Origin of the sequence: Leifsonia virtsii (assembly GCF_030433675.1) — a bacterium.
Lineage (GTDB): Bacteria > Actinomycetota > Actinomycetes > Actinomycetales > Microbacteriaceae > Leifsonia > Leifsonia virtsii.
Map to the genome: position 1 here is coordinate 492791 of NZ_JAROCB010000003.1, position 21631 is coordinate 514421.

General features: G+C 71.6%; 21 protein-coding genes. 12 read left to right on the plus strand and 9 right to left on the minus strand.

The window, feature by feature from the left end; genetic code table 11:
- The first annotated feature begins 6 nt into the window (after nt 1-6).
- The gene (locus P5G59_RS13360; protein WP_301219483.1) at nt 7-1068 is read left to right on the plus strand and encodes a PrsW family glutamic-type intramembrane protease; all 1062 of its coding nucleotides are present in this window, start codon (nt 7-9) and stop codon (nt 1066-1068) included.
- Here P5G59_RS13360 and P5G59_RS13365 read toward each other — a convergent pair.
- From P5G59_RS13365 to P5G59_RS13385, 5 genes are all read right to left on the minus strand, one after another.
- The gene (locus tag P5G59_RS13365) at nt 1058-3628 is read right to left on the minus strand and encodes a phosphatidylglycerol lysyltransferase domain-containing protein (RefSeq protein ID WP_301219484.1); all 2571 of its coding nucleotides are present in this window, start codon (nt 3626-3628) and stop codon (nt 1058-1060) included. The two genes, P5G59_RS13360 and P5G59_RS13365, sit on opposite strands and share 11 nt — an antisense overlap.
- Nucleotides 3629-3658: 30 nt before the next feature.
- Nucleotides 3659-5047 (minus strand): glycine--tRNA ligase, encoded by a 1389-nt coding sequence (locus tag P5G59_RS13370; protein WP_301219485.1) that lies wholly within the window; start codon nt 5045-5047, stop codon nt 3659-3661.
- Nucleotides 5048-5109: 62 nt separating this feature from the next.
- Complete coding sequence (locus P5G59_RS13375) at nt 5110-5760, minus strand: hypothetical protein (protein ID WP_301219486.1); 651 nt, start codon at nt 5758-5760, stop codon at nt 5110-5112.
- 82 nt (nt 5761-5842) lie between these two features.
- Nucleotides 5843-6469 carry a GNAT family N-acetyltransferase gene (locus P5G59_RS13380; RefSeq protein ID WP_301219487.1) on the minus strand — a complete coding sequence of 209 codons (627 nt, stop codon included), beginning with the start codon at nt 6467-6469 and terminating at the stop codon, nt 5843-5845.
- A 23-nt stretch (nt 6470-6492) separates the two neighbouring features.
- Entirely contained in the window at nt 6493-7800 is a 1308-nt protein-coding gene (locus P5G59_RS13385) for a glutamyl-tRNA reductase (protein ID WP_301219488.1), read from the minus strand.
- A gap of 98 nt (nt 7801-7898) precedes the next feature.
- Between P5G59_RS13385 and hemE the strand changes: the two genes are divergently transcribed.
- From hemE to hemL, 11 genes are all read left to right on the plus strand, one after another.
- Nucleotides 7899-9047 (plus strand): uroporphyrinogen decarboxylase, encoded by a 1149-nt coding sequence (hemE, locus tag P5G59_RS13390; RefSeq protein ID WP_301219489.1) that lies wholly within the window; start codon nt 7899-7901, stop codon nt 9045-9047.
- Complete coding sequence (locus P5G59_RS13395; RefSeq protein WP_301219490.1) at nt 9044-10672, plus strand: protoporphyrinogen/coproporphyrinogen oxidase; 1629 nt, start codon at nt 9044-9046, stop codon at nt 10670-10672. The genes hemE and P5G59_RS13395 overlap by 4 nt, the downstream gene beginning before the upstream one ends.
- 24 nt (nt 10673-10696) lie before the next feature.
- The gene (locus P5G59_RS13400) at nt 10697-11020 is read left to right on the plus strand and encodes a hypothetical protein (protein ID WP_301219491.1); all 324 of its coding nucleotides are present in this window, start codon (nt 10697-10699) and stop codon (nt 11018-11020) included.
- Between the two features lie 37 nt (nt 11021-11057).
- Complete coding sequence (locus tag P5G59_RS13405; RefSeq protein ID WP_301219492.1) at nt 11058-11483, plus strand: phage holin family protein; 426 nt, start codon at nt 11058-11060, stop codon at nt 11481-11483.
- On the plus strand, nt 11473-11688 hold the full coding sequence (locus tag P5G59_RS13410) for a DUF3618 domain-containing protein (RefSeq protein ID WP_301219493.1): 216 nt from the start codon (nt 11473-11475) through the stop codon (nt 11686-11688). Before P5G59_RS13405 ends, P5G59_RS13410 begins: the two co-directional genes overlap by 11 nt.
- Nucleotides 11689-11737: 49 nt before the next feature.
- Entirely contained in the window at nt 11738-12469 is a 732-nt protein-coding gene (gene hemQ, locus P5G59_RS13415; RefSeq protein ID WP_301219494.1) for a hydrogen peroxide-dependent heme synthase, read from the plus strand.
- Nucleotides 12466-13647, plus strand: a complete 1182-nt coding sequence (locus tag P5G59_RS13420; protein WP_301219495.1) for a ferrochelatase — start codon at nt 12466-12468, stop codon at nt 13645-13647. Before hemQ ends, P5G59_RS13420 begins: the two co-directional genes overlap by 4 nt.
- A complete protein-coding gene (gene hemC / locus P5G59_RS13425; RefSeq protein WP_301219496.1) occupies nt 13644-14645 on the plus strand; it encodes a hydroxymethylbilane synthase in 1002 nt (333 codons plus the stop codon). The genes P5G59_RS13420 and hemC overlap by 4 nt, the downstream gene beginning before the upstream one ends.
- Complete coding sequence (locus tag P5G59_RS13430) at nt 14642-15445, plus strand: uroporphyrinogen-III synthase (protein ID WP_301219497.1); 804 nt, start codon at nt 14642-14644, stop codon at nt 15443-15445. Before hemC ends, P5G59_RS13430 begins: the two co-directional genes overlap by 4 nt.
- 146 nt (nt 15446-15591) lie before the next feature.
- Nucleotides 15592-16518 carry a porphobilinogen synthase gene (gene hemB, locus P5G59_RS13435; protein WP_301219621.1) on the plus strand — a complete coding sequence of 309 codons (927 nt, stop codon included), beginning with the start codon at nt 15592-15594 and terminating at the stop codon, nt 16516-16518.
- Nucleotides 16515-17816: a glutamate-1-semialdehyde 2,1-aminomutase gene (hemL, locus tag P5G59_RS13440; RefSeq protein ID WP_301219498.1), complete on the plus strand. Its 1302-nt coding sequence runs from the start codon at nt 16515-16517 to the stop codon at nt 17814-17816. Before hemB ends, hemL begins: the two co-directional genes overlap by 4 nt.
- Before the next feature lie 78 nt (nt 17817-17894).
- Here the strand turns inward: hemL and P5G59_RS13445 are convergent, their stop codons facing one another.
- The 4 genes from P5G59_RS13445 to P5G59_RS13460 form a co-directional block, all read right to left on the minus strand.
- Nucleotides 17895-18131: a hypothetical protein gene (locus P5G59_RS13445; RefSeq protein ID WP_175337495.1), complete on the minus strand. Its 237-nt coding sequence runs from the start codon at nt 18129-18131 to the stop codon at nt 17895-17897.
- A gap of 44 nt (nt 18132-18175) precedes the next feature.
- Nucleotides 18176-19459, minus strand: coding sequence for a sugar ABC transporter permease (locus P5G59_RS13450; RefSeq protein ID WP_301219499.1), 1284 nt, complete (start codon nt 19457-19459; stop codon nt 18176-18178).
- Nucleotides 19456-20286 carry an ATP-binding cassette domain-containing protein gene (locus tag P5G59_RS13455; protein WP_301219622.1) on the minus strand — a complete coding sequence of 277 codons (831 nt, stop codon included), beginning with the start codon at nt 20284-20286 and terminating at the stop codon, nt 19456-19458. The genes P5G59_RS13450 and P5G59_RS13455 overlap by 4 nt, the downstream gene beginning before the upstream one ends.
- Nucleotides 20287-20415: 129 nt before the next feature.
- The gene (locus P5G59_RS13460) at nt 20416-21537 is read right to left on the minus strand and encodes an ABC transporter substrate-binding protein (RefSeq protein ID WP_301219500.1); all 1122 of its coding nucleotides are present in this window, start codon (nt 21535-21537) and stop codon (nt 20416-20418) included.
- Nucleotides 21538-21631 lie beyond the last annotated feature (94 nt).

Sequence of the window (21631 nt, forward strand, 5' to 3'; positions counted from 1 at the left end):
TGCCCGGTGACCTTCGTCCCCGCTCATGAGCAGACGCCGCCGGCCGGGTGGTACGGCGACCCCTCCGACCCGACCGCGCTGCGCTGGTGGAGCGGTGCGGGCTGGACCGAGTACACCGCGCCGCGCCCGCCCGATCAGCCTGTGCAGCCGGTGCGCCCGCCGCGTCCTCCGCGCAAGTGGATCGGCCGGTTCGGCGGCTGGATCATCGTCGGCTGCAGCGCGTTCATCTGGCTGTGGCTGTTCGGGTCCAGCCTGCTGCTCGGCGCCATCGCCCCGCACGCGAAGGACGACGCCCCCGCCGTGCTCTCGCCCTACCTGCTGGTCACGGGCGCCGCCACGGCCGCAGCCGCCATCCTGTACACGATGGCCTACCGGCTTCGCCCGGAGGACAGGCTGAGCGCGTCGCGGCTGGTCATCATCGCCGGGGTCGGGGGACTTGCCGCGACCCTGGTCGCAGGCCCCATCAACAGCATCATCGACGTGCTGAGCGGCGGGACCGCGGCTCACCCGTCGGGCGTGGCGCTCGTCTGCGCGGGCGTCGTGGAGGAACTCGTGAAGATCTCCGCCGCGGTGGTCCTGGCGTGGCGGCTGCCGGTGAAGGATGCGCGCATCGGCCTCTTCGTCGGAGGCGCGGTCGGGCTCGGGTTCAGCGTCATCGAGAACCTCGGCTACCTGCAGGAGGCGTTCGCCCGTGGCCAGGAGAACGGGATGGGCTTCGGCGTCTTCCTGGTGACCACGATCGGGCGGCAGCTCACGGGGCCGTTCCTGCATCCCGTGTTCTCGGCGCTGCTCGGCGCGGCGGTCTTCGGTGCGGCCAGGGCGGGCCGGTTCCGGCTGACCTGGAGTGTGGTGCTCGCCTACCTCGCCGTCGCGACCGCGCACGGCGTCTTCAACGGTGCCGCCTGGCTGGCCCAGGTGCTCCCGTGGCCGGAGGCGGTGCGCGGTCTGCTGCTGCTGCTGTTCGACCTCGTGTTCGTGGTCGCGAGCGGGCTCACCTGGTGGGCCATCGCACGGCGTATCCGGAGGACGACCGAGGCGCGCAGGGCCGCGGACGACCTCAGCGCATGAGCGTCCTGGCGAGCGCGACGTACTCGCGCGCGTTCGCGTCCGGCAGGTAGGCCTTCGCGATCGCGTTGCCGATCGCCGGGAGCGCCACCGGGTCGGGATACGCCAGGTAGATCGTTTCGTAGGTGGGGTTGAACTTGCTCTTGAAGGCGAACAGCGACGCGAACCCGTAGGCCGGCTCGAGCGTCTTGGCGAGGAAGGCCAGCAGCCGGTCCATCGCCGTCCGCTCGGTCGGCTCCTCGGCCTCGTCGGCCGGCTTGGTGGCGAGCGGCGCGCCGGAGAGGCTCAGCACCTCCACGCCGTCCTCGCGCATGCGCTGGGCGGCGGAGGCGATGACGAACTCCATGATCCCGGGCATCGAGCCGTCGGCCCGCCGCATGAAGTCGATGGTGTAGCCGACCACGCGACCGTCGCGCCAGCTCGGCAGCCAGCTGGTGACCGCCTGCAGCTCGCCGTCGCGCCCGAACGCGAGGTAGAGGCGCACGTCGCGGTCCTTCAGCTCGGCCAGGCCGCCGAGCGTGAAGCCCATCTCGGGCAGCTCCTTCTCGGAGACCCACTGCTCGCTGACCGAGGTGATCTGGGTCTGGATGAGCGGCGACAGGTCGTCCCACGTCGTCCAGAGCGTCGTGATCTGCTCCTTGATGCCGCGGTTGTGGGCCTGCCGCACCTTCTGCCAGGGCTTGCCGACCAGGTCGAAGCTCTGCGGGTGCATCAGGGTCTCCTCGCCGACCGACATGGTCGGCCAGCCGAGGGCGTCGAAGACGGGCAGGTATGCGCCGTGGATGCTGTAGAAAGCGGGCGTCCAGCTGTTCACGTCGCAGAACTGGACGAACTCGGCGATGGTCCGCTCGGCGCGGTCCGGCGGGCACACCGGATCGGAGAGCGTGACGGCGATGCCGCCGATCACCCGGTACGCGATCGCCGACTCCCCGTCGGAGGAGAACCAGTACACGTTGCCGGGCCAGGTGCCCATGAAGCCGAACGTCCCGCCGCCGCCCTCGCGCAGCAGCGCGCGGAAGTGCTCCTCGTCGGCGATGGTGCGTCCGGTGAAGGTCGCCCGGTAGAGCTGCAGGGTGGCGAAGACGAACACCGTCCAGAACACCGGGCCCACCCAGTGGTAGAGCAGCACGACGATCGGCGTCGTCGGCACGATCGGGGTTCCGAGCAGCGACAGGAAGCCGGCCGGCACGAAGCGGCGCAGCGTTGAGGCGAAGATGTCGGCGACCGTCGCATCGGGAACGAACTCGACCAGCGACGCGAGGGCCGCGACGAGGTAGGCCAGCGCGAGCAGCCCGAAGCTGCAGACCACGATGATGACGAAGCGCGCGACAGCCTCACGCGGCGCGCGGATCTGGAACTGCCGCCGGGTGGCGATGAGCAGCGCGATGGACGCGAGTGGCACGACCATCGCCGCGAGCAGCCAGACCAGCACCTCGATCGCCGGGGTGAGCGCCTTCGCGCTCTCCACCTCCAGCTCGACATCGCCGCCGATCGCCGTGAGCGGCAGCAGCAGCATCGCCGCGTTCACGACGATCCCGAGCAGCAGCGCGAAGCGACGTCCCCGGCGCAGGCCGATCGCGGTCAGGATGAGGAGCGCGAGCGGCAGGATCGACAGCAGCAGCGGACCCGGCCCCTGCACGGCCACCATCAGCAGCTCCGTGCGGCAGGTGCTCGTGTACGAGACGTCGCAGCGGGCCATCACGCTCGCCGCATCCACCGCCGGCCGCTCGAACAGCGTCGCCACGAACGACAGCGGGCCGAAGCCGTCGGGCGGCAGCAGCGCCAGCAGCGGCCCGAACGCCGTGATCGCCACGATCGCGGCGACCAGGTTGCGGGTCTCGGCGTGCGAGCTGCGGTGCAGCCTCCGGATGCCTCCGCGGCGCAGGAGTGCGCCGAGCGCGAGCCCGAGCAGCGCCGCGATGAGCCGGTACACGTTGTTCTGGTCGCCGTTGTAGAGCACGAAGACGAGGACGACCGCGAAGGTCAGCAGCCGGATGCGCCGCCGCCACAGCGCGCTCGCGAACGCGCTCGCCGTGATCAGGGTCCCGACGATCCCGATGGTCGGATCGAGGGTGGTGTCGAACTCGGTGACCGTCGCCCAGAGCTCGCCGACGCTCAGCGCGGCCCACTGCAGCAGCACCCCGAGCAGGACGGCGCCGACGCCGGTGACAAGGAACGCGAGCACGGTCCTCGCCGTGCCGAGCAACCGCTCCGCCGCGGCCATGACGGTGAGCGCCAGCAGCACCGTCGCGATCAGCTGGAGGGCGTCCTCCGGCACGAACAGGGCGGTGAACGGCGTCCACCACTGACCGGAGCGGATCGTCGTGGAGATGCCCGCCGCCCACAGCTGCGCCTGGCCGGCCGTCGTCGCAGGCAGGTACAGAGTGCCCGCGGCGACCGAGGTGAGCAGTGCGACGACCGCGAGCGCGATGCTCGCCGGTGCGATGCGGGCGTAGCGGAGCAGCGCGCGGCCGAAGCCGTCACCGCGCTCGTGGGGCGGCGGGGGAGAGGTGGGTGGCGAGCCGGGAGCGGGCCTGGTGCTCGCGGTGTCTGCGGTGCTCATGCCGGCCTCCGTCGCCTGAAGCGCTCCGCCTCAGATCTCCCGCAGACGCTCCGCCAGGTAGCGGTCGAGGCCCTCGAGCGGGATGCGTTCCTGCTGCATCGTGTCGCGGTCGCGGACCGTCACGGCGTCGTCCTCGAGCGAGTCGAAGTCGACGGTGACCGCGAGCGGCGTGCCGATCTCGTCCTGGCGCCGGTAGCGACGGCCGATCGCGCCGGAGTCGTCGAAGTCGACGTTGCGGCGCTTGCGGAGCCGGTCGGCGAGGCCGCGCGCCAGAGGCGACAGGGCCTCGTTGCGCGACAGCGGGAGCACGGCGACCTTGACCGGCGCGAGGCGCGGGTCGAGGCGCAGCACCGTGCGCTTGTCGGTGCCGCCCTTGGCGTTCGGCACCTGCTCCTCGTCGTAGGCGTCGACCAGGAACGCCATCAGCGCGCGGGTCAGGCCGAAGGAGGGCTCGATCACGAACGGGACGTAGCGCTCGTTCTTGTTCTGGTCGAAGTAGCTCAGGTCTTTGCCCGAGTGCTCGATGTGCGTCTTCAGGTCGAAGTCGGTGCGGTTCGCGACGCCCATCAGCTCGCCCCACTCGCTGCCGACGAAATCGAAGCGGTACTCGATGTCGATGGTGCGCTTGGAGTAGTGCGCCAGCGAGCCCTTCGGGTGCTCGAACCGGCGGATGTTCTCCGGCTTGATGCCGAGCTCGGTGAACCACTCCCAGGCGAGGTCGATCCAGGTGTCGAACCACTCCTCGTCGGTGCCGGGCTCGACGAAGTACTCGATCTCCATCTGCTCGAACTCGCGCGTGCGGAAGATGAAGTTGCCCGGCGTGATCTCGTTGCGGAACGCCTTGCCGATCTGGCCGATGCCGAACGGCGGCTTCTTGCGGGCGGCCTGCAGCACGTGGGCGAAGTCGGTGAAGATGCCCTGCGCGGTCTCCGGGCGCATGTAGTGGAGGCCGGACTCGTCGTCGACGACGCCGAGGTAGGTCTTCATGAGCCCCGAGAACTGGCGGATCGGCGTCCACTGGCCCACCTTGTCCGGGTGGTCGGGGTCGGCGATGTCGTCGAGCCCGTTCGCCGGCGGGTGGCCGTGCTCGGCAGCGTACGCCTCGAACAGGTGGTCGGCGCGGTAGCGCTTGTGGGTGATGAGCGACTCGGTCAGCGGGTCGCTGAAGACCTGCACGTGACCGGAGGCCTCCCACACGGCGGTGGGCAGGATGATGGCGGAGTCGAGGCCGACCATGTCGCCGCGGCCGCGCACGAACGCGTTCCACCACTCCCGCTTGATGTTCTCCTTCAGCTCGACGCCGAGGGGACCGTAATCCCACGCCGACCGGGTGCCGCCGTAGATCTCGCCGGAGGGGAAGACGAATCCGCGGTGCTGGGCGAGCGTGATGACGGAATCCAGTCTCGACGGTGCTGCCATGGTGCTCCCTGTGCGGTGCGGGTGTGTGGGGACGCGTCCATCCTACTGAGGATGCGGGCGGCTCACCGGATCGGGAGGGTGACGGCCACTTTCGCGAGCGCCCGCTCGACCGCGGCGAGGTCCTTCGCGTCCGGGCAGCTGCCCATCAGATACGTGACGACCTCGGGCCTGCCGTACGCCCGGGCCCAGACCTCGACGCCGGCGCGCGTGCCCGTGCCGCGCACCAGCATCCCGTCCGCCACGGCCTTCGGCATGCGGCCGGCGGTGCCGGGGCGGGTGACGCGGAGCGGGTGCTGCTCGGCAGACGCGCGCATGGCCGGCCACTCCGCTCCCCACAGCGTGCCCATGAGGGCATCGGTGCTCGCCCGGTCGTCGTCGGGCACGATGAGCTCGTAGCCGGCGTGGGCCTCCGCGAGCTGCAGTGTGCAGCCGGTCGAGGCGGAGGAGTAGCCCCAGCGGCCCTCGCTCCGGGCACCGAGCGAGGGGTCGGGCGACCAGTCCGCCGTCGCAGCGAGCGATTCGCTCCACATCGGGCGGTCGGAGGCGCCGAGGCCCATCGCGCCGCGCCAGGTGAGCAGGTCGGGCCTTCCGGAAGCGCCCGCCGCGGTCGCGCAGCCGCCCAGCGCGACGGAGAGGGTGGACACGACGAGAACCGCTGCGGCAGCCCGCCGGCGGCGCGCGGCCCGGATCTGGCGCGTGGGGTGGTCGGTCACGGGCGGGTCGTCCTCTCGAGATGTCGGTCATCTTGAGGACGTAGTGCGTACCCCGTCTATGACGGCGTGTCGCGCCGCCGGGTCAGCTCTGAGCGCGGTACTCCTGCTCGAGGATCGCGTACACGGCGGTGTCCGACCACTCGCCCTTGAAGATCTCGGTCTCGCGCAGCAGCGCCTCCTGCCGCATCCCGAGCCGCTCGCACAGCCGGGCTGAGGCGTCGTTGCGGGCGTCGAGCTGGGCGAACACGCGGTGGGCGCCGAGGGTCTCGAAGCACAGCTGCAGCACGCGCTGGGCCGCCTCGGTCGCGTAGCCTCTGCCGTGCACGGCGGGGTGGAACACCCAGCCCATCTCGAACTTGCCCCAGGTGGCGTTCTTCAGGAACAGGCTGATGTCGCCGATCACGCGGCCGGGGCCGCCGGACGGGTCGGCGAGCTCGACGGCGAAGACGATGCCGTCGCCGTTCTCGGCGAGCCGGTTCATGGCGATGCGCTTGCGCAGGTGCTCGGCCGACTCGTCGTGGTCGTGCACCTCCCAGTAGAGGTACCGGACGACGTCCTTCAGCTTCTGGTAGGCGTGCACGTCCTCCAGGTCGCCGGTGTTGAGCGGGCGCAGCAGCAGCCGCTCGGTGTGCAGCTGCTCGGCGGCGTACGGCAGGCCGGCGGCTCCGTGCGGCGGGATGGCGGTGGTCGTGGTGGCTTCGTCGCTCACGGTCGCTCCTTACGGGGTCGGGTTCAGGATGCCGCGGACTCGTCGTCCACGGCGGTCAGGCGCGGACGGCCGGCGGCCTCGGCGTCGACGTCCACGCCGAACAGCGCCGCGGCGCCCTCGATGAAGGCCCGTGCGTCGCCCTGTCGGGCGAGCTCCCGCGCCCGGACCGACGGCGTGTGCAGCAGAACGCCCGCGAGGTGGCGCAGGGCGGCCTCGGTCTCCTCGCTCGCGTCGCCGCGGCCGCGGGCGCGCTCGATCTCGGCGTCGAGCACGTCGAACACGTGCTTGCGCAGCGCGACGAGGGCAGGCGTGACGGCCTGCTCCGCGGTCTGGGCCCGGTACTCCGCCGCCGCGGCGTCGACGATGCTGCGCGCGTCGTCGGCGGCCTGCAGCTCTTTCAGGGGCGCGTGGATGCTGATGGTCTCGAGGTCCAGCAGCTCGACGCCGAGCAGCTCCGCGACGGCGGGGTCGACGTTGCGGGGGAGGCCAAGGTCGATGACCAGGCGGCGCTCGGCGGCGCCGGGGAGGGCGACGGCCTCGGCCAGCAGCGGCTCGGTCAGCACGTAGTCGGTGACGGCGGAGCAGGTGACGACGAGGTCGCTCTCGGCGAGCGCGGCCAGCAGGCCGGCGTGCTCGACCGGGGCGATGTCGTGCGACCGCGCGAACTTCGCGGCCCGGCCGGAGGGGGAGTAGACGCGCACGTCGGTCACGCCGCGGTCGCGGAGGGCCGCGAGGCTCGCGCCCGCGTACTTGCCGGTGCCGACCAGCAGCACCCGCGTCCGGGCCCAGTCGCTGACCCGGCTCTCGGCCAGGTCGAGCGCGAGGCGCACCATGGAGCGGCCGGCGGTCATGATCCCCGTGCGGTTCTTGACGCCGCGCGAGGTGCGGGAGGCGACCTGGAAGAGGCGCTCCAGCTCGCTCGTGACCGAGCCCGTGGCCCGGGCGGACTCCAGGGAGCGGCGCACCTGGCCCGCGATCTCGCCCTCGCCGACGACGACGGACTCGAGCCCGCTGCTGACGGCGAAGAGGTGCTCGGCGACGGCGTGGTCGCAGTAGACGGCGCTGGCCTCGCGGAGCACGGCGGGGTCGATCCCGGAGGCCGAGCTCACGGCGTCGATGACGGCCTCCGCCGACACCGCGCGAGCCGCGGGCAGGGGCTCGTCGATGTCGAGGTAGGCCTCGAAGCGGTTGCAGGTGGCAAGGACCACCGAGCCGGAGACGATGTCGCTGTGCTCTGCGAGTGCGGCGGTGATGGCCGGAGCGTGACGCTCGAGCCGTTCCAGGAGGTCGAAGTCCGCCGTACGGTGACTCGACGAGAAGCACAGAAGCACGACCGAAAGCCTACGCTTGCGTTCGATCGACTTCGAATCGGCCCACAGCTTCCGTTCAGCCCCCAGGTTCCCACCAGACACGGCACTGGCAGAATCGTGTGGTGACCTCCCTCGGACCCGAACATCCCCTCTCCTCCGGCCGCACCGCGTCCAGCCGCCTCGTGCGGGCCTACCAGGGCGAGCGCCAGGAGGTGACCCCGGTCTGGTTCATGCGCCAGGCCGGCCGCTCCCTGCCCGAGTACCGCGAGCTGCGCGTCGGCACGCGCATGCTCGACGCGTGCCTCGACCCCGCGATGGCGAGCGAGATCACACTGCAGCCCGTCCGCCGCCACAAGGTGGATGCGGGCATCTTCTTCAGCGACATCGTCGTGCCCCTGAAGCTCGCCGGCGTGGCGGTGGAGATCGTCCCCGGCAAAGGCCCGGTGTTCGAGCAGCCCGTGCGCACGGCGGCCGACGTCGACCGGCTGACCGCCATCGACCCGGCGTCGCTCGGCGACGAGGTGTTCGCGCCCATCCAGGAGGCCGTGCGCCTGACGATCGCCGAGCTGGGGGAGACCCCGCTCATCGGCTTCGCCGGCGCACCGTTCACCCTGGCCGCGTACCTGGTGGAGGGCGGCCCGTCGAAGGACCACATCCGTGCGCGCACCCTGATGCACGCCGACCCGGAGGCGTGGGCGCGCCTCATGGCCTGGACGGCCGACATCTCCGGCGCCTTCCTTCGCGCCCAGGTGCTCTCCGGCGCCAGTGCGGCGCAGCTGTTCGACTCGTGGGCCGGCTCCCTCTCGCTGCACGACTACACGACCCACGTCGCGCCGGCCTCCGCCCGTGCGTTGTCGCACGTGCGCGACCTGGCGTACGAGGTCCCGCAGCCTGCGTCGGCGGGCGCGGAGCCGCCGATCGACGAGCTGGTGCGCAACGTGCCGCTCGTCCACTTCGGCGTCGGGACCGGCGAGCTGCTGAAGGCGATGCACGAGGTGGGCGCGGACACGGTCGGCGTCGACTACCGCATCCCGCTCGACGAGGCGAGCCGTCGCCTCGGCCACGTCGTGCCGGTGCAGGGCAACGTCGACCCCGCGATGCTCGACGCTCCGTGGGCGGTGCTGGAGGCGCACGTCCGCGACGTGCTCGACCGCGGCCGTGAGGCGCCCGCCCATGTGCTCAACCTGGGGCACGGCGTGCCGCCGGAGACCGACCCGACCGTGCTCACCCGCGTGGTCGAGCTCGTCCACGGGTGGCGACCGGAATGAGCGACCTGCCGGACGACGCGCAGGGCGGACACGCCGACGACCTCGGCGACGAGATCCGCCACGCCGTCGAGGCGCCGCCGACCCGGATCGTCGTGATCGGCGGCGGGATGGCCGGCCTGGTCGTCGCCCGCGAGTGCGCGCGTCCCGGTTTCGCCGTCACCCTGCTGGAGGGGTCGGACCGCGTCGGCGGCAGCGTCGCACCGCTGGAGATCGGCGGGATGACGCTCGACGCCGGCGCCGAGAGCTTCGCCACCCGGGGCGGTCACGTCGCAGAGCTGCTCGACGACCTGGGCCTCGGCGGCGACGTCGTGCAGCCGAACCCGTCCGGCGCGTGGGTGCGGCACGGCTCGCGGTCGGTCCCGCTGCCCAAGGCCGGGCTGCTCGGCATCCCGAGCTCTCCGCTCGCCCGCGACGTCGTGGACGCGATCGGCTGGTCGGGTGCGCTGCGCGCGTACCTCGACCGCCTGACGCCCGTGCTGAAGATCGGCACGGAGCGCCGCCTCGGCACCCTCGTGCGCAAGCGCATGGGCCGGAAGGTGCTCGACCTGCTCGTGGCGCCGGTCGCGACCGGCGTGTACTCGGCCTCACCGGACGAACTGGATGTGGACGTCGTCGCGCCCGGCCTCAACGCAGCCCTGACCCGGCTCGGCTCGCTCTCCGGCGCGGTCGGCGAACTGCGGTCGGCGTCGAAGGCCGGCAGCGCGGTCGGGGGCATCCGCGGAGGGATGTGGCGGCTCCCGCAGGCGCTCGCCGCGGATATCGAGGCGCGAGGCGGCGTGCTGCGCACCGGCGCGCCGGTCGCTGCGGTCGAGCCGTGGTCGCCGCCGACGGCCGAGGAGGCGGCGCAGGTCGTCGTCGACTCGATCCTCGCGGAGGAGCCCGACGCGGAGGAGCTCGACGCGGAGGAGCAGGAGCAGGAGGCCCGCTGGGTGGTCCGTCTCGCCGACGGCGAGGAGCTCGCCGCCGACGCGGTCGTGCTCGCGTCGCCGGCCGATGCGTCCCTCGAGCTGCTGGCCTCCGCCGACCCCGCGCTCGCGGCGCTCGCCGGGCTCGACTGGCCGGCCGCCTCCAGCGTCGAGCTCGTCACCCTCGTGGTGGCCGACGAGCGACTGGACACGACTCCCGTGGGCACGGGCGTGCTGGTGGCCGACCTGCCCGGATCCGACGTGAAGGCCAAGGCGATGACGCACTCCAGCGCCAAGTGGGCGTGGGTGGCGGAGGCGGCGGGCGACGGCACACACGTGGTCCGGCTCTCCTACGGCCGGGCCGGCCGTCCGGCGGACACCCTCGGGCTGGGCGACGACGAACTCAAGGCGCAGGCCGTCGCCGACGTGGCGCGGCTGCTCAATATTCCGTTCCCGGAATCCTCCGTGACCGCATTCGCGCGGACCCCCTGGACGAACGCCCTGCCTTATGCGACAGTGGGGCAGCGGGAACGCATCCAGCGGGTCCGCTCCGAGGTCGACGGCGTCGAGGGTCTCGAGGTCACCGGGTCCTGGCTCACCGGCACGGGCCTCGCCTCCGTGATCCCGGATGCGCGCCGCACGGCCGAACGTGTGCGAGGTCTGCGCTGGAAGGGTCTGACAGATGCCCTCCGTGCGGAGACCGGCACAGCAGACGACTGAACAGACTCGAGAGAGGGACACGGTATGCGGGGCAAACTCCTCTTCGTCGCCGGAGCGGCGGTGGGCTTCGTGCTCGGCGCGCGCGCCGGACGCGAACGCTACGACCAGCTCAAGGAGGCCGCCACCCGCGCGTGGCAGTCCCCGGCCGTGCAGAAGCAGGTACACGCGGTCGAGGACTTCGTGGCGGAGAAGGCGGGCGAGTTCCCCGACACCGTCTACATCACCGTGAAGCGCGCGATCGTCCGTGCGAACCAGCGCCGCCGGGAGGCCCGCGCCCCCTATCCGCCGTCCCCGGCCGCCGAGGCCGCGATCCGTCAGGCCGAACGCCCCGGCGACACGTCGTCCTGACGGGGGTACTCTACGGAAACGATGAGGGGAGACGCCGATGACCGACCGTGAACAGCCGGCCGCCGCCGGAGCACGCGCCCGTTCGCTCGGAGCACTGGTCTCCGACCTCCCACGTCTCGTCGTCGAGCTCCTCAAGGCCGAGCTCAACCACCTGAAGGCCGAGTTCGCCGAGAAGGCGAAGTATGCCGGGGTCGGCATAGGACTTTTCGCCTTCGCCGCGTTCCTCCTCTTCTTCGCCTTCGGCACCCTCGTCGCGGCGGCGATCCTCGGGATCGCGGTGGCGCTGCCCGCGTGGGCGGCCGCGCTGATCGTCTTCGGCGCGCTCGTCGTGATCGCGGTCGTGCTGGCGCTGATCGGCGCCCGGTCGTTCAAGAAGATGGACGGCGTGGCGCCGTCGCAGACCATCGCGAGCATCAAGCAGGACGCCGACGCGCTGAAGGGACTGGGGAAGTATGACAACTGACCGCAGCGACGTCGATCGCGCCCGCGCCGAGCTGGCGGCGACGATCGACGCCATCGAGTACAAGCTCAACGTCCCGAAGCGCACCGCTGAGCGCCTCCAGCGGCTCCGGAAGGAGAACCCTGCCGCCCTCGTCGGCCTCTCGGTCGGCGTGGCGGTGGCGGTCGGGGGGATCGTGTGGGGCGTCGTCCGGCTCGTCCGCCGGTGAGCAGCCGCCCTTTTTTGGCCTTCTCAGCTTTCAGAGGGAGACTGTGGGTATGAGTACCCCGGCTGCCGTTCCGGCAGAGTCGTCCGCCCCCGAGACCCCCGACGAGAACCCGACCGGCTTCACGCTCTGGGCCGTGCTCCGCCGTGACCCCGCCCGCCCCGACGACCTCGACGGCACCGACGTGCCGAAGGCCGTCTCCGAGTTGGAGGGAGTCATCGCCGACATCGAGCTGCAGGGTGTGACCACCCGCGGCCTGTACGACGTGTCCGGCCTCCGCGCCGACGCCGACGTGATGATCTGGCTGCACGGTCCCGAAGCCGAGACGCTGCAGTGGGGCCTGCGCCAGCTGCGCCGCACCCGGCTGCTGAAGGCGCTCCTCCCCACCTGGAACGCGATGGGCGTCCACCGCGACGCCGAGTTCAACAAGGCGCACGTCCCCGGCTTCCTGCGCGGCGTCGAGCCGAAGGGCTGGCTCACCGTCTACCCCTTCGTCCGCAGCTACGAGTGGTACCTGCTGCCCGACGACGAGCGCTCGAAGATGCTCGCCGATCACGGCAGGAAGGGCGCCGCGTTCCGCTCCGTCATCGCCAACACGGTCGCGTCGTTCGCGCTCGGCGACTACGAGTGGCTGCTCCCGATGGAGGCCGACGAGCTCACCGACCTGGTCGACATGATGCGCGAGCTGCGCTACACCGAGGCGCGCCGCCACGTGCGCGAGGAGGTGCCGTTCTTCACGGGCCGGCGCATCCAGCCCGCCGAGGTCGTGGAGGTCCTCCAGTGACCGACGCCACGACCACCCCGCGCGTCCTGGGGGCGACGCCCGCCGCCGCCGACGGGCCCGAGCACGTCACCGAGCCGGTCGCGTACGACGCGATCCTGCTCGCAGGCTTCGGCGGGCCCGAGGGGCAGGACGACGTCATCCCGTTCCTGCGCAACGTCACCCGCGGCCGCGGCATCCCCGAGGAGCGGCTGGAGGAGGTGGCGCACCACTACCGCCACTTCGGCGGCGTCAGCCCCATCAACGATCAGAACCGCGAGCTCAAGGCGGCGCTCGAGGCGGAGCTCGCCTCGCGCGGCATCGACCTCCCTGTGCTGTGGGGCAACCGCAACTGGGACCCGTACCTCGCCGACGCGCTGCGCGAGGCCGACGAGCGCGGCTTCACCAAGCTGATCGCCATCGCGACGAGCGCCTACTCCTCGTACTCCAGCTGCCGCCAGTACCGCGAGGACTATGCGGCGGCGCTCGAGTCGACCGGCCTCCTCGGCCGCATCGAGATCGACAAGGTGCGCCAGTTCTTCGACCACCCCGGCTTCGTCGAGCCGTTCATCGAGGGCGTGAAGAACGCCATCGACGAGCTGACGCAGAAGCTCCCCGGCCTCGACCCGGCGACCGAGGTGCGCATCCTCTTCTCGACGCACTCCATCCCGTCGAGCGACGCCGCGAAGTCCGGTCCGGCCGAGCGCGGGTTCGGCGAGGGCGGGGCGTACGCCGCGCAGCACCTGGCCGTCGCCGAGGTCGTCTCGCACGCCGCGACCGGGGGAACGGTCGAGTGGGATCTGGTCTACCAGTCCCGTTCGGGCCCGCCGTCGATGCCGTGGCTCGAGCCCGACATCAACGACCGCATCGCGGAGCTGCCCGCGCTCGGCGTGAAGGCCGTCGTCATCGTGCCGCTCGGCTTCATGAGCGACCACATGGAGGTGCTCTGGGACCTCGACAACGAGGCGATGGAGACCAGCGACGAGAACGGCCTGGTCGCCGTCCGCGTCCCGACCCCCGGCACCCACGCGACCTTCGTGAAGGGGCTCGTCGACCTGGTGCTGGAGCGCCGCGACGGCGTCCCCGTCGACCAGCGCCCGGCGGTCACCTCGATCGGCCCCTGGTACGACGTCTGCCGCCCGGGATGCTGCGAGAACGTCCGCCTCGGCTTCAAGCCGGCCGCGGCAGGGCTCGCACCGTGACCGGGACCGTGACGAGGGTCGACGGCGCCGCGGAGCGCCGCGACGGCGTGCTCCGGATCGGGACGCGCGGCAGCGCGCTCGCCGTCGCCCAGACGACGGCGGTCGCCGAGTCGATCGCGCGCGCCACCGGGGTCGACGTCGAACTCGTCACGGTGACCACCCACGGCGACGTCTCGCGGGAGTCCCTCGCCCAGCTGGGCGGCACCGGGGTCTTCGCGACCGCCCTGCGCGACGCGCTGCTCGCGGGCGAGGTCGACCTCGTCGTGCACTCCCTCAAGGACCTCCCGACCGCGCCGGCCGACGGTCTCGTGATCGGCGCCGTCCCGAAGCGCGCGGACGCCCGCGACACCCTCGTCGCGCGCGACGGCCTGACGCTCGAGACGCTGCCCGAGGGTGCGAAGGTCGGCACCGGCTCGCCGCGCCGCGTGGCGCAGCTGAAGGCGCAGCGGCCCGACCTCGAGGTCGTCGACCTGCGCGGCAACGTCGACACCCGGCTCGGCAAGGTCGCCGACGGCGAACTGGATGCCGTGGTACTGGCCGCCGCGGGTCTCGGCCGCCTCGGCCGGATCGACGCGGTCACCGACTTCTTCCCGCTCTCCCTCATCCCGACCGCGCCGGGCCAGGGCGCTCTGGCGCTCGAGGTGCGCGCGGGCGACGAGAAGGGGCGCGGGCCGATCGCCCGGGCGCTCTCCGCCGTCGACCACGTCACCACCCACGCCTCCGTGATCGCCGAGCGCGACGTGCTCGCCGGTCTCGAGGCGGGCTGCGCCGCCCCGATCGGCGCGACCGCGCTGGTCGACGACGGCCTGCTCTTCCTCACCGCGACCGTGTACCGTCCCGACGGTACGGAGCGGCTCACGGCATCCCACGCCGCCACCCCGGACTCGCTCGGCTCGGCCCACCTGGAGGAGGCCGCGCACGACGTCGGCGCCCGCGTGGTGGCCGAGCTTCTCGCGGCCGGCGCCGCCGACCTGGCGCCACTGGGGGAGTCCCGATGACGAACACGGCCCCGACTCCGAAGCCCCTCGCCGGCTGGCGCGTTCTCGTGCCGCGCGGCGGCCCCTGGGGCGACTCTGTCGCGGCCGACCTGCGGTCGAAGGGCGCGTCGCCGATCGTCGCCGCGATGATCAACTTCGCCCCGACCGCCGACGCCCCCGCGCTTGAGGCCGCGCTCAGCCGGCTCGCGAACGGCGACTTCGACTGGATGACCGTCACCAGCGCGACCACGGTGGATGTGCTCAGCGCTCAGCGCGCCGTCGTTCCGCCCACGACCCGGGTCGCCGCGGTCGGCGAGACCACCGCGGCCGCACTCGCCGCCGCGGGCTACCACGTCGACCTCGTCCCGTCGGAGGACAACTCCGCCCGCGGCCTCCTGGCCGAGTGGGAGGCCGCGACGCAGGGCGCATTCCCGCTGCGCATCCTCACCCTCCGCTCCGAGATCGCGAAGCCGCTCCTGACCGAGGGGCTGCGGCGCATCGGGCACGACGTCGAGTCGGTCGTCGCGTACCGCACGGTCGGCGTGCCGGTGCCCGAGACCGTCGTGCAGGACGTCCGCAACGGGCTGGTGCAGGCGATCCTCGTCACCAGCGGCTCGGTCGCCGAGCAGGTGCAGCAGCAGCTGGGCCCGGTCCCCGAGTCGACGCTCATCGCCGCGATCGGACCGCAGACGGCCCGCGACGCCCGCGCCTTCGGCCTGCGGGTCGACGTGATCGCCGCCGAGCGCACCGCCGCCTCCCTCATCGACTCGGTCGCGCAGGTCGCCCTCTCCCGCGCCGCCGCCCAGGCCGACAACTCCTGAGTTCTTCGACCTTTTCGCGCTCCGAAAACGCGAACAACTCCGGAGCCGCTGGCTGGGAGGGCGTTCAGCGAGGTCGGCGTAGGCTCGGGTGAGTGAGTGAACTGCATCCCGTCATCCGCCCCCGACGGCTGCGGCAATCGCCGGCGATGCGCCGGCTGACCGCCGAGACCCGCCTCCACCCCGCAGAGCTGATCCTCCCGCTGTTCGTGCGCGAGGGCGCGACCGAGCCCGTCCCGATCGGGTCGATGCCGGGCGTCTCGCAGCACAGCCTCGACTCCCTGAAGCGCGTCGTGAACGATGCCGCGGAGGCCGGCGTCGGCGGGCTCATGCTTTTCGGCGTCCCCGAGACGCGGGATGCGGTCGGGTCGGCCGCGACCGACCCCGACGGCATCCTCAACGTCGCCACCCGGGTGCTGGCCGACGAGGTCGGCGACGCGCTCGTCGTGCAGACCGACCTGTGCCTCGACGAGTTCACCGACCACGGCCACTGCGGCGTCCTGGACGACCGGGGCCACGTCGACAACGACGCCACCCTCCTCCGCTACCGCGACATGGCGGTCGCGCAGGCCGACGCGGGCTCGCAGCTGCTCGGACTGAGCGGGATGATGGACGGCCAGGTCGCCGCGGTCCGCGAGGCGCTCGACGACGCCGGGCACACCGACGTCGTCATCCTCGCCTACGCCGCCAAGTACGCCTCCGGCTTCTACGGCCCGTTCCGCGAGGCCGTCGACTCGCAGCTCTCCGGCGACCGCCGCGCCTACCAGCAGGACCCGGCGAACCGCCGCGAGGGCCTGCGCGAGGCGCGCCTCGACCTTGAGGAGGGCGCCGACATCCTCATGGTGAAGCCGGCCCTCAGCTACCTCGACGTGCTCAGCGACGTCGCCGCGATCAGCGACGTCCCGGTGTGGGCGTACCAGGTCTCCGGCGAGTACGCGATGGTGGAGGCGGCGGCGGCCAACGGCTGGATCGACCGCAACAGGATCATCGAGGAGACCCTGGTCGGCGCCAAGCGCGCAGGGGCCGACGCGATCATGACCTACTGGGCGACCGAGGTGGCGGGGTGGCTGCGATGACCGACGCGAATGTGGAGCAGTTCGAGCGCGCGCAGCGCGTCATCCCGGGCGGCGTGAACTCGCCCGTCCGCGCCTTCCGCTCGGTCGGCGGCACGCCGCGCTTCCTCGTCTCGGCCCGCGGCCCGTATGTGACCGATGCGGAGGGACGCGAGTACGTCGACCTCGTCGCGTCGTGGGGGCCGGCCATCCTCGGCCACGCCCATCCCGCCGTGGTGGACGCCGTGCAGCAGGCGGCCGCGCGCGGCCTGTCCTTCGGCGCCTCGACCCCCGCGGAGACCGAGCTCGCCGAGGCCGTGATCGGCCGGGTACCCTTCGTCGAGAAGCTGCGCCTGGTGTCGACCGGCACCGAGGCGACCATGAGCGCGATCCGCCTGGCGCGCGGGTTCACCGGCCGGCCGCTGCTGATCAAGTTCGCCGGCCACTACCACGGCCACTCCGACAGCCTGCTCGCCGAGGCCGGCTCCGGCCTCGCGACCCTGGCGCTTCCCGGCTCGGCCGGCGTCACCGAGGCGACGGCCGCGCAGACCATCGTGCTGCCGTACAACGATCTGGACGCCGTGCGCGCGGTCTTCGAGGCGCAGGGCCCGGACATCGCCGCCGTCATCACCGAGGCCGCGGCCGCGAACATGGGCGTCGTCCCGCCGGACGAGGGCTTCAATGCCGCGCTCGCCGACCTGGCGCACGAGTTCGGCGCGCTGCTCATCCTGGACGAGGTGCTCACCGGCTTCCGCGTGAGCGAGGCGGGCTACTGGGGACTCGACCGCGGCTACACGCCCGACCTGGTCACCTTCGGCAAGGTCATCGGCGGAGGGATGCCGCTGGCGGCCCTCGGCGGCCGCGCCGACCTGATGGACTTCCTGGCCCCGGCCGGCCCCGTCTACCAGGCGGGCACCCTGTCCGGGAACCCGGTCGCCGTCGCCGCGGGACTGGCGACCCTCGCGCTCGCCGACGAGGCCGTCTACGACCGGCTGGACGCGGTGGCGGAGACGGTGTCGACCGCGGTCGCCGACGCCCTGGCCGCGGAGGGCGTCGCCCATCGCGTGCAGCGCGCGGGCAACCTGTTCAGCTTCGTCTTCGGCGACTACCCGGCGGCGCCGCGCACGTACGCCGAGGTGCAGCGTCAGGAGGCGTACCGCTACCGGGCGTTCTTCCACGCCATGCTCGACGCCGGCGTCTCGCTGCCGCCCAGCGTCTTCGAGGCCTGGTTCGTCACCGCCGCCCACGACGGGCCCGCCGTCGACCGCATCCTCGCCGCTCTCCCGGCCGCGGCCCGCGCCGCCGCCTCCGCCACCCCCTGACCCATCCGCGCCGAGTTGCACGTTGTGGCGGCTATTCCGCCCGAATAGCCGCCACAACGTGCAACTCGAGGGCGCGCGTCACGCGTCGGGGGCGGCGGGCTCCCGGGAGAGGGACTCGACGTAGGTGTACGTCGCGGATGCGGGCCAGCCGTCGGCGTCGAGTAGCGCGTAGACGTCGAACTCCAGCATCCCGCCGCCGCCGGCTGCACGGCGCAGGGTGCGCGGCGGCGCGTCCGACGCGGCGCGCACGGTCACCGTCTGCGGTTCCGTGCCGGAACGCAGAAGGCGGGCGCGGAAGGTGGTGGTCCGGGTCATCCCACCACTCTCCCACGCCCGCCCCGGGGCAGGGACCTGCGTCCCTAGGCTTGGCCGTGCGACTCGCGCGACCGCCGCGACAGCGAGTCGATGATGACCGCGAGCAGCAGCACCGCACCGGTGATCATGAACCGGTACGACGAGTCCAGGTTGAGCAGCGTCAGGCCGTTCGAGATCGACTGGATGACCAGGATGCCGAGCAGCGCCGACCACGCCGAGCCGCGTCCACCGAAGAGGCTGGTGCCGCCGATGACCGCCGCGGCGATGGCGTTCAGGTTGGTGTCGGTGCCGCCCGACCCCGCGCCGACCGAAGCGAGCCGCGCCGCGGCCAGCAGGCCGCCGACAGCCGCGAACGTCGAGCAGAGGATGAACACGCTGATGAACACCCGGTTGACGCGGATACCGGCGCGGCGTGCCGCCTCCACCGATCCGCCGACCGCGAAGACCGACCGGCCCCAGCGGGTGCGGGTGAGGAGGAAGTTCATCACGATCACGAGCACCACGAAGAACAGGAACATCGCCCCGGTCCCGCGGTCGGTCGAGAGGTACCAGACGCTGATGCAGAGCCCGACCAGCAGCAGGATCGCCTTCACCAGGACGACCGTCATCGACCCCTCCGACAGGCCCGCCTTGCGGCGCCGCACGTTCCGGCGGAAGTCGGACCAGAACATCGCTGCGGCCGCGATCACCGCGAGCGCGTACGCGGCCCACGGCGGCAGGAACCACTGCTGCGCGAACTGCACGATCCACGAGTCGTACGGGATGTTGATCGAGCTGTTCGCCCCGAGGATCCACAGCTGCAGGCCGAGGAAGCCGAGCAGACCGGCCAGTGTGATCACGAAGCTCGGCACGCCGAACCGGGTGAACAGGAAGCCGTACAGCAGGCCGATCGCCGACCCCGCGAGGATGGCGACGATCACCGTGAGCCACAGGGGCCAGTGCAGCTGCGTGAAGCCGACGCCGAGGATGGCGGCCGCGACACCGCTGACCGAGCCGACCGACAGGTCGATCTGTCCGAGCAGCAGCACCAGCACGATGCCGATCGAGATCGTCCCGATCGCCGCGCACTGCAGCGTCAGGTTGACCAGGTTGTTGGCGCTGAGGAAGTTCGGGTTGAGGATCTGGAACACGACCCAGATGACCGCGAGCCCGATCACGACGGGCAGCGATCCGAGGTCGCCGACGCGCACGCGGCGACCGAAGGTGCGCACGGCGCCGAGGAGGCCCTCGTCGCGGATCAGCCGCTCGTCCTGAAGGTCGGCGGCGATCTGGGTGGGCGTCTCGCCGTCGATCAGCTCCGCACCCGTTGGCTGGTCTGCCTTGGTCATGCTTCCGGGCTCCGTTCCGGGGTCTCTTCGGCTTCCATGAGCCGTTCGGCACGGCGCACGACCACGTTGTCCGTCGCGCCGGTGATGGCGGAGATGATCTCCTCGTAGCTGACCTCCGGCACGCGGAAGTCGCCGTTGTTGCGGCCGAGGCGCAGCACCGCGACCCTGTCTGCGACGGCCTGCACGTCGGCCATGTTGTGGCTGATCAGGATGACGCCGAGGCCGCGCTCGCGCAGCCGCTCGATGAGGTTGAGCACCTCGGCGGTCTGTGCGACGCCGAGGGCCGCGGTCGGCTCGTCGAGGATCACCACGCGCGGGTCGCCGATCAGCGAGCGGGCGATCGCGACCGTCTGCCGCTGGCCTCCGGAGAGCGAGGCGACCGCGATCCGGACCGAGGGGATGCGCGCCGAGAGCTGGCGCAGCAGGGTCCAGGAGCGCTGCTCCATCTCCTCCTCGTCCAGTGTCCCGTGCGTGATCTCCCGGCCGAGGAAGAGGTTGGAGACGACGTCGAGGTTGTCGCACAGGGCGAGGTCCTGGAAGACGGTGGCGATGCCGAGCTCGCGCGAGGCGGCGGGCGTCGGGATGCTGACCTCCTGACCGTCGAACTCGATCGTCCCGACGTCCTGCGGGTGGACGCCGGCGAGGATCTTGACGAGCGTCGACTTGCCGGCGCCGTTGTCGCCGACGAGGGCGACCACCTCACCGGGGTAGACGTCGAGGTGGATGTCGGTGAGCGCTTGGACGGCGCCGAATCCCTTCGAGATCCCCCGAAGGGAGAGGACGGGCCTGCGGCTGGACCGCTCCTCGTCCACGATGGCGGATTCCATGGTCACGGCGTTCTCCTTCGAGCTGTGCTCAGCATGCTTCCTGTTCTCAGGCTAGAGCGGAACCACCCGGCCCGGGGTGCGCTTTTCCGTTGCGGACGCGCATCCCGGGCCGGGGTTCCTATCGGGTTCTTACTTGATGCCGTACTTGTCGCACGCCGCCTTGTAGTCCGCGGTGCAGATCTTCGAGGCGGAGTCGGGGCCGTAGAAGTTGTCCTTGACGACCGTCGACTCGATGTTGTCGGTGGTCACCGAGACCGGCTTCAGCAGGATCGAGGCGATCTTGGCACCGCCCGCGGTCTCCACCTCCGTGGTCTGCTCGGACGGCTTCTGGCCCTTGGTGAGCGCGATGGCGAGGGTCGCCGCCTGCTCGGCCTCCGGCTTCAGCGCCTTGTACACGGTCATGTACTGGTCGCCGATCAGGATGCGCTGGATGCCCGCGAGCTCGGCGTCCTGTCCGGTGACGGGCGGGAGCGGGTTCACGTTGGCCGCCTTCATGGCCGCGATCGCGCCACCGCCGGTGCCGTCGTTCGCCGCGTAGACGCCCTTGATCTGGTCCTTGAACTGCGAGACCTGGCCGGACACCCAGTCCTGAGCCTTTGCGGGGTCCCATCCGGGGGTGTCGAACTCGGCCAGCACCTTGTAGCCGCTGGAGTCGATGACGCTGTGCGCGCCCTTCTTGAACAGCGTGGCGTTGTTGTCCGTCGGCGAGCCGTTGACCATCAGGATGCCTGCACCTGCGGGCACGCCGTCCTTCTTCAGCTTGTCGACGAGCGCCGTGGCCTGCAGCTGACCGACCTTCTCGTTGTCGAACGAGATGTAGTAGTTCAGGTCCTTGCTGTTGATCAGGCGGTCGTAGGAGATGACCGGCACATTCTTCGCCTTGGCCTCGCCGACGATGGATGCCGCCGCCTCGCCGTCGAACGGGTCGAGGACGAGGACCTTGACGCCCTGGGTGAGCATCGACTCCGCCTGCTGCTGCTGCTTGCTGGCGTCGCCGTCGGCGTTCGCGTAGAGGACCTTGCAGCCGGAGCAGAGCTCCTTGATCTTCGCCTCGAAGAACGGCTTGTCCGCCGACTCGTATCGTGCTGTGACCGAGTCGGGCAGGAGGAGACCGATCTGGGCGTTGGCGGCGTCGTCGGTGCTTCCCCCACCCGAGCCGTTTCCGGAACCGTTCGAACACGCTGTGAGGGTGACGGCTGTGAGCAGGATTGCGGCCGACGCGATGACCGCTCTCTTGGTGGCGATCTTCATTGAAAAACCTCCGATTCGGGTCCGCCTTCGTTGGCGGCTGCGTTGAGTGTGCCAGCCGAGGGATTTGGCGTCAAGACTTGAATTCAACACTTTC

Bases quoted from the DNA above. Each gene is read 5' to 3' on its own strand.
- hemB (WP_301219621.1), top strand. From the start codon at position 15,592: ATGCGCCGGCTGACCGCCGAGACCCGCCTCCACCCCGCAGAGCTGATC.
- P5G59_RS13405 (WP_301219492.1), top strand. From the start codon at position 11,058: ATGACCGACCGTGAACAGCCGGCCGCCGCCGGAGCACGCGCCCGTTCG.
- P5G59_RS13450 (WP_301219499.1), bottom strand. From the start codon at position 19,459: ATGACCAAGGCAGACCAGCCAACGGGTGCGGAGCTGATCGACGGCGAG.
- hemQ (WP_301219494.1), top strand. From the start codon at position 11,738: ATGAGTACCCCGGCTGCCGTTCCGGCAGAGTCGTCCGCCCCCGAGACC.
- P5G59_RS13400 (WP_301219491.1), top strand. From the start codon at position 10,697: ATGCGGGGCAAACTCCTCTTCGTCGCCGGAGCGGCGGTGGGCTTCGTG.
- P5G59_RS13410 (WP_301219493.1), top strand. From the start codon at position 11,473: ATGACAACTGACCGCAGCGACGTCGATCGCGCCCGCGCCGAGCTGGCG.
- hemL (WP_301219498.1), top strand. From the start codon at position 16,515: ATGACCGACGCGAATGTGGAGCAGTTCGAGCGCGCGCAGCGCGTCATC.
- P5G59_RS13370 (WP_301219485.1), bottom strand. From the start codon at position 5,047: ATGGCAGCACCGTCGAGACTGGATTCCGTCATCACGCTCGCCCAGCAC.
- P5G59_RS13395 (WP_301219490.1), top strand. From the start codon at position 9,044: ATGAGCGACCTGCCGGACGACGCGCAGGGCGGACACGCCGACGACCTC.
- P5G59_RS13455 (WP_301219622.1), bottom strand. From the start codon at position 20,286: ATGGAATCCGCCATCGTGGACGAGGAGCGGTCCAGCCGCAGGCCCGTC.
- P5G59_RS13430 (WP_301219497.1), top strand. From the start codon at position 14,642: ATGACGAACACGGCCCCGACTCCGAAGCCCCTCGCCGGCTGGCGCGTT.
- P5G59_RS13460 (WP_301219500.1), bottom strand. From the start codon at position 21,537: ATGAAGATCGCCACCAAGAGAGCGGTCATCGCGTCGGCCGCAATCCTG.
- P5G59_RS13365 (WP_301219484.1), bottom strand. From the start codon at position 3,628: ATGAGCACCGCAGACACCGCGAGCACCAGGCCCGCTCCCGGCTCGCCA.
- P5G59_RS13445 (WP_175337495.1), bottom strand. From the start codon at position 18,131: ATGACCCGGACCACCACCTTCCGCGCCCGCCTTCTGCGTTCCGGCACG.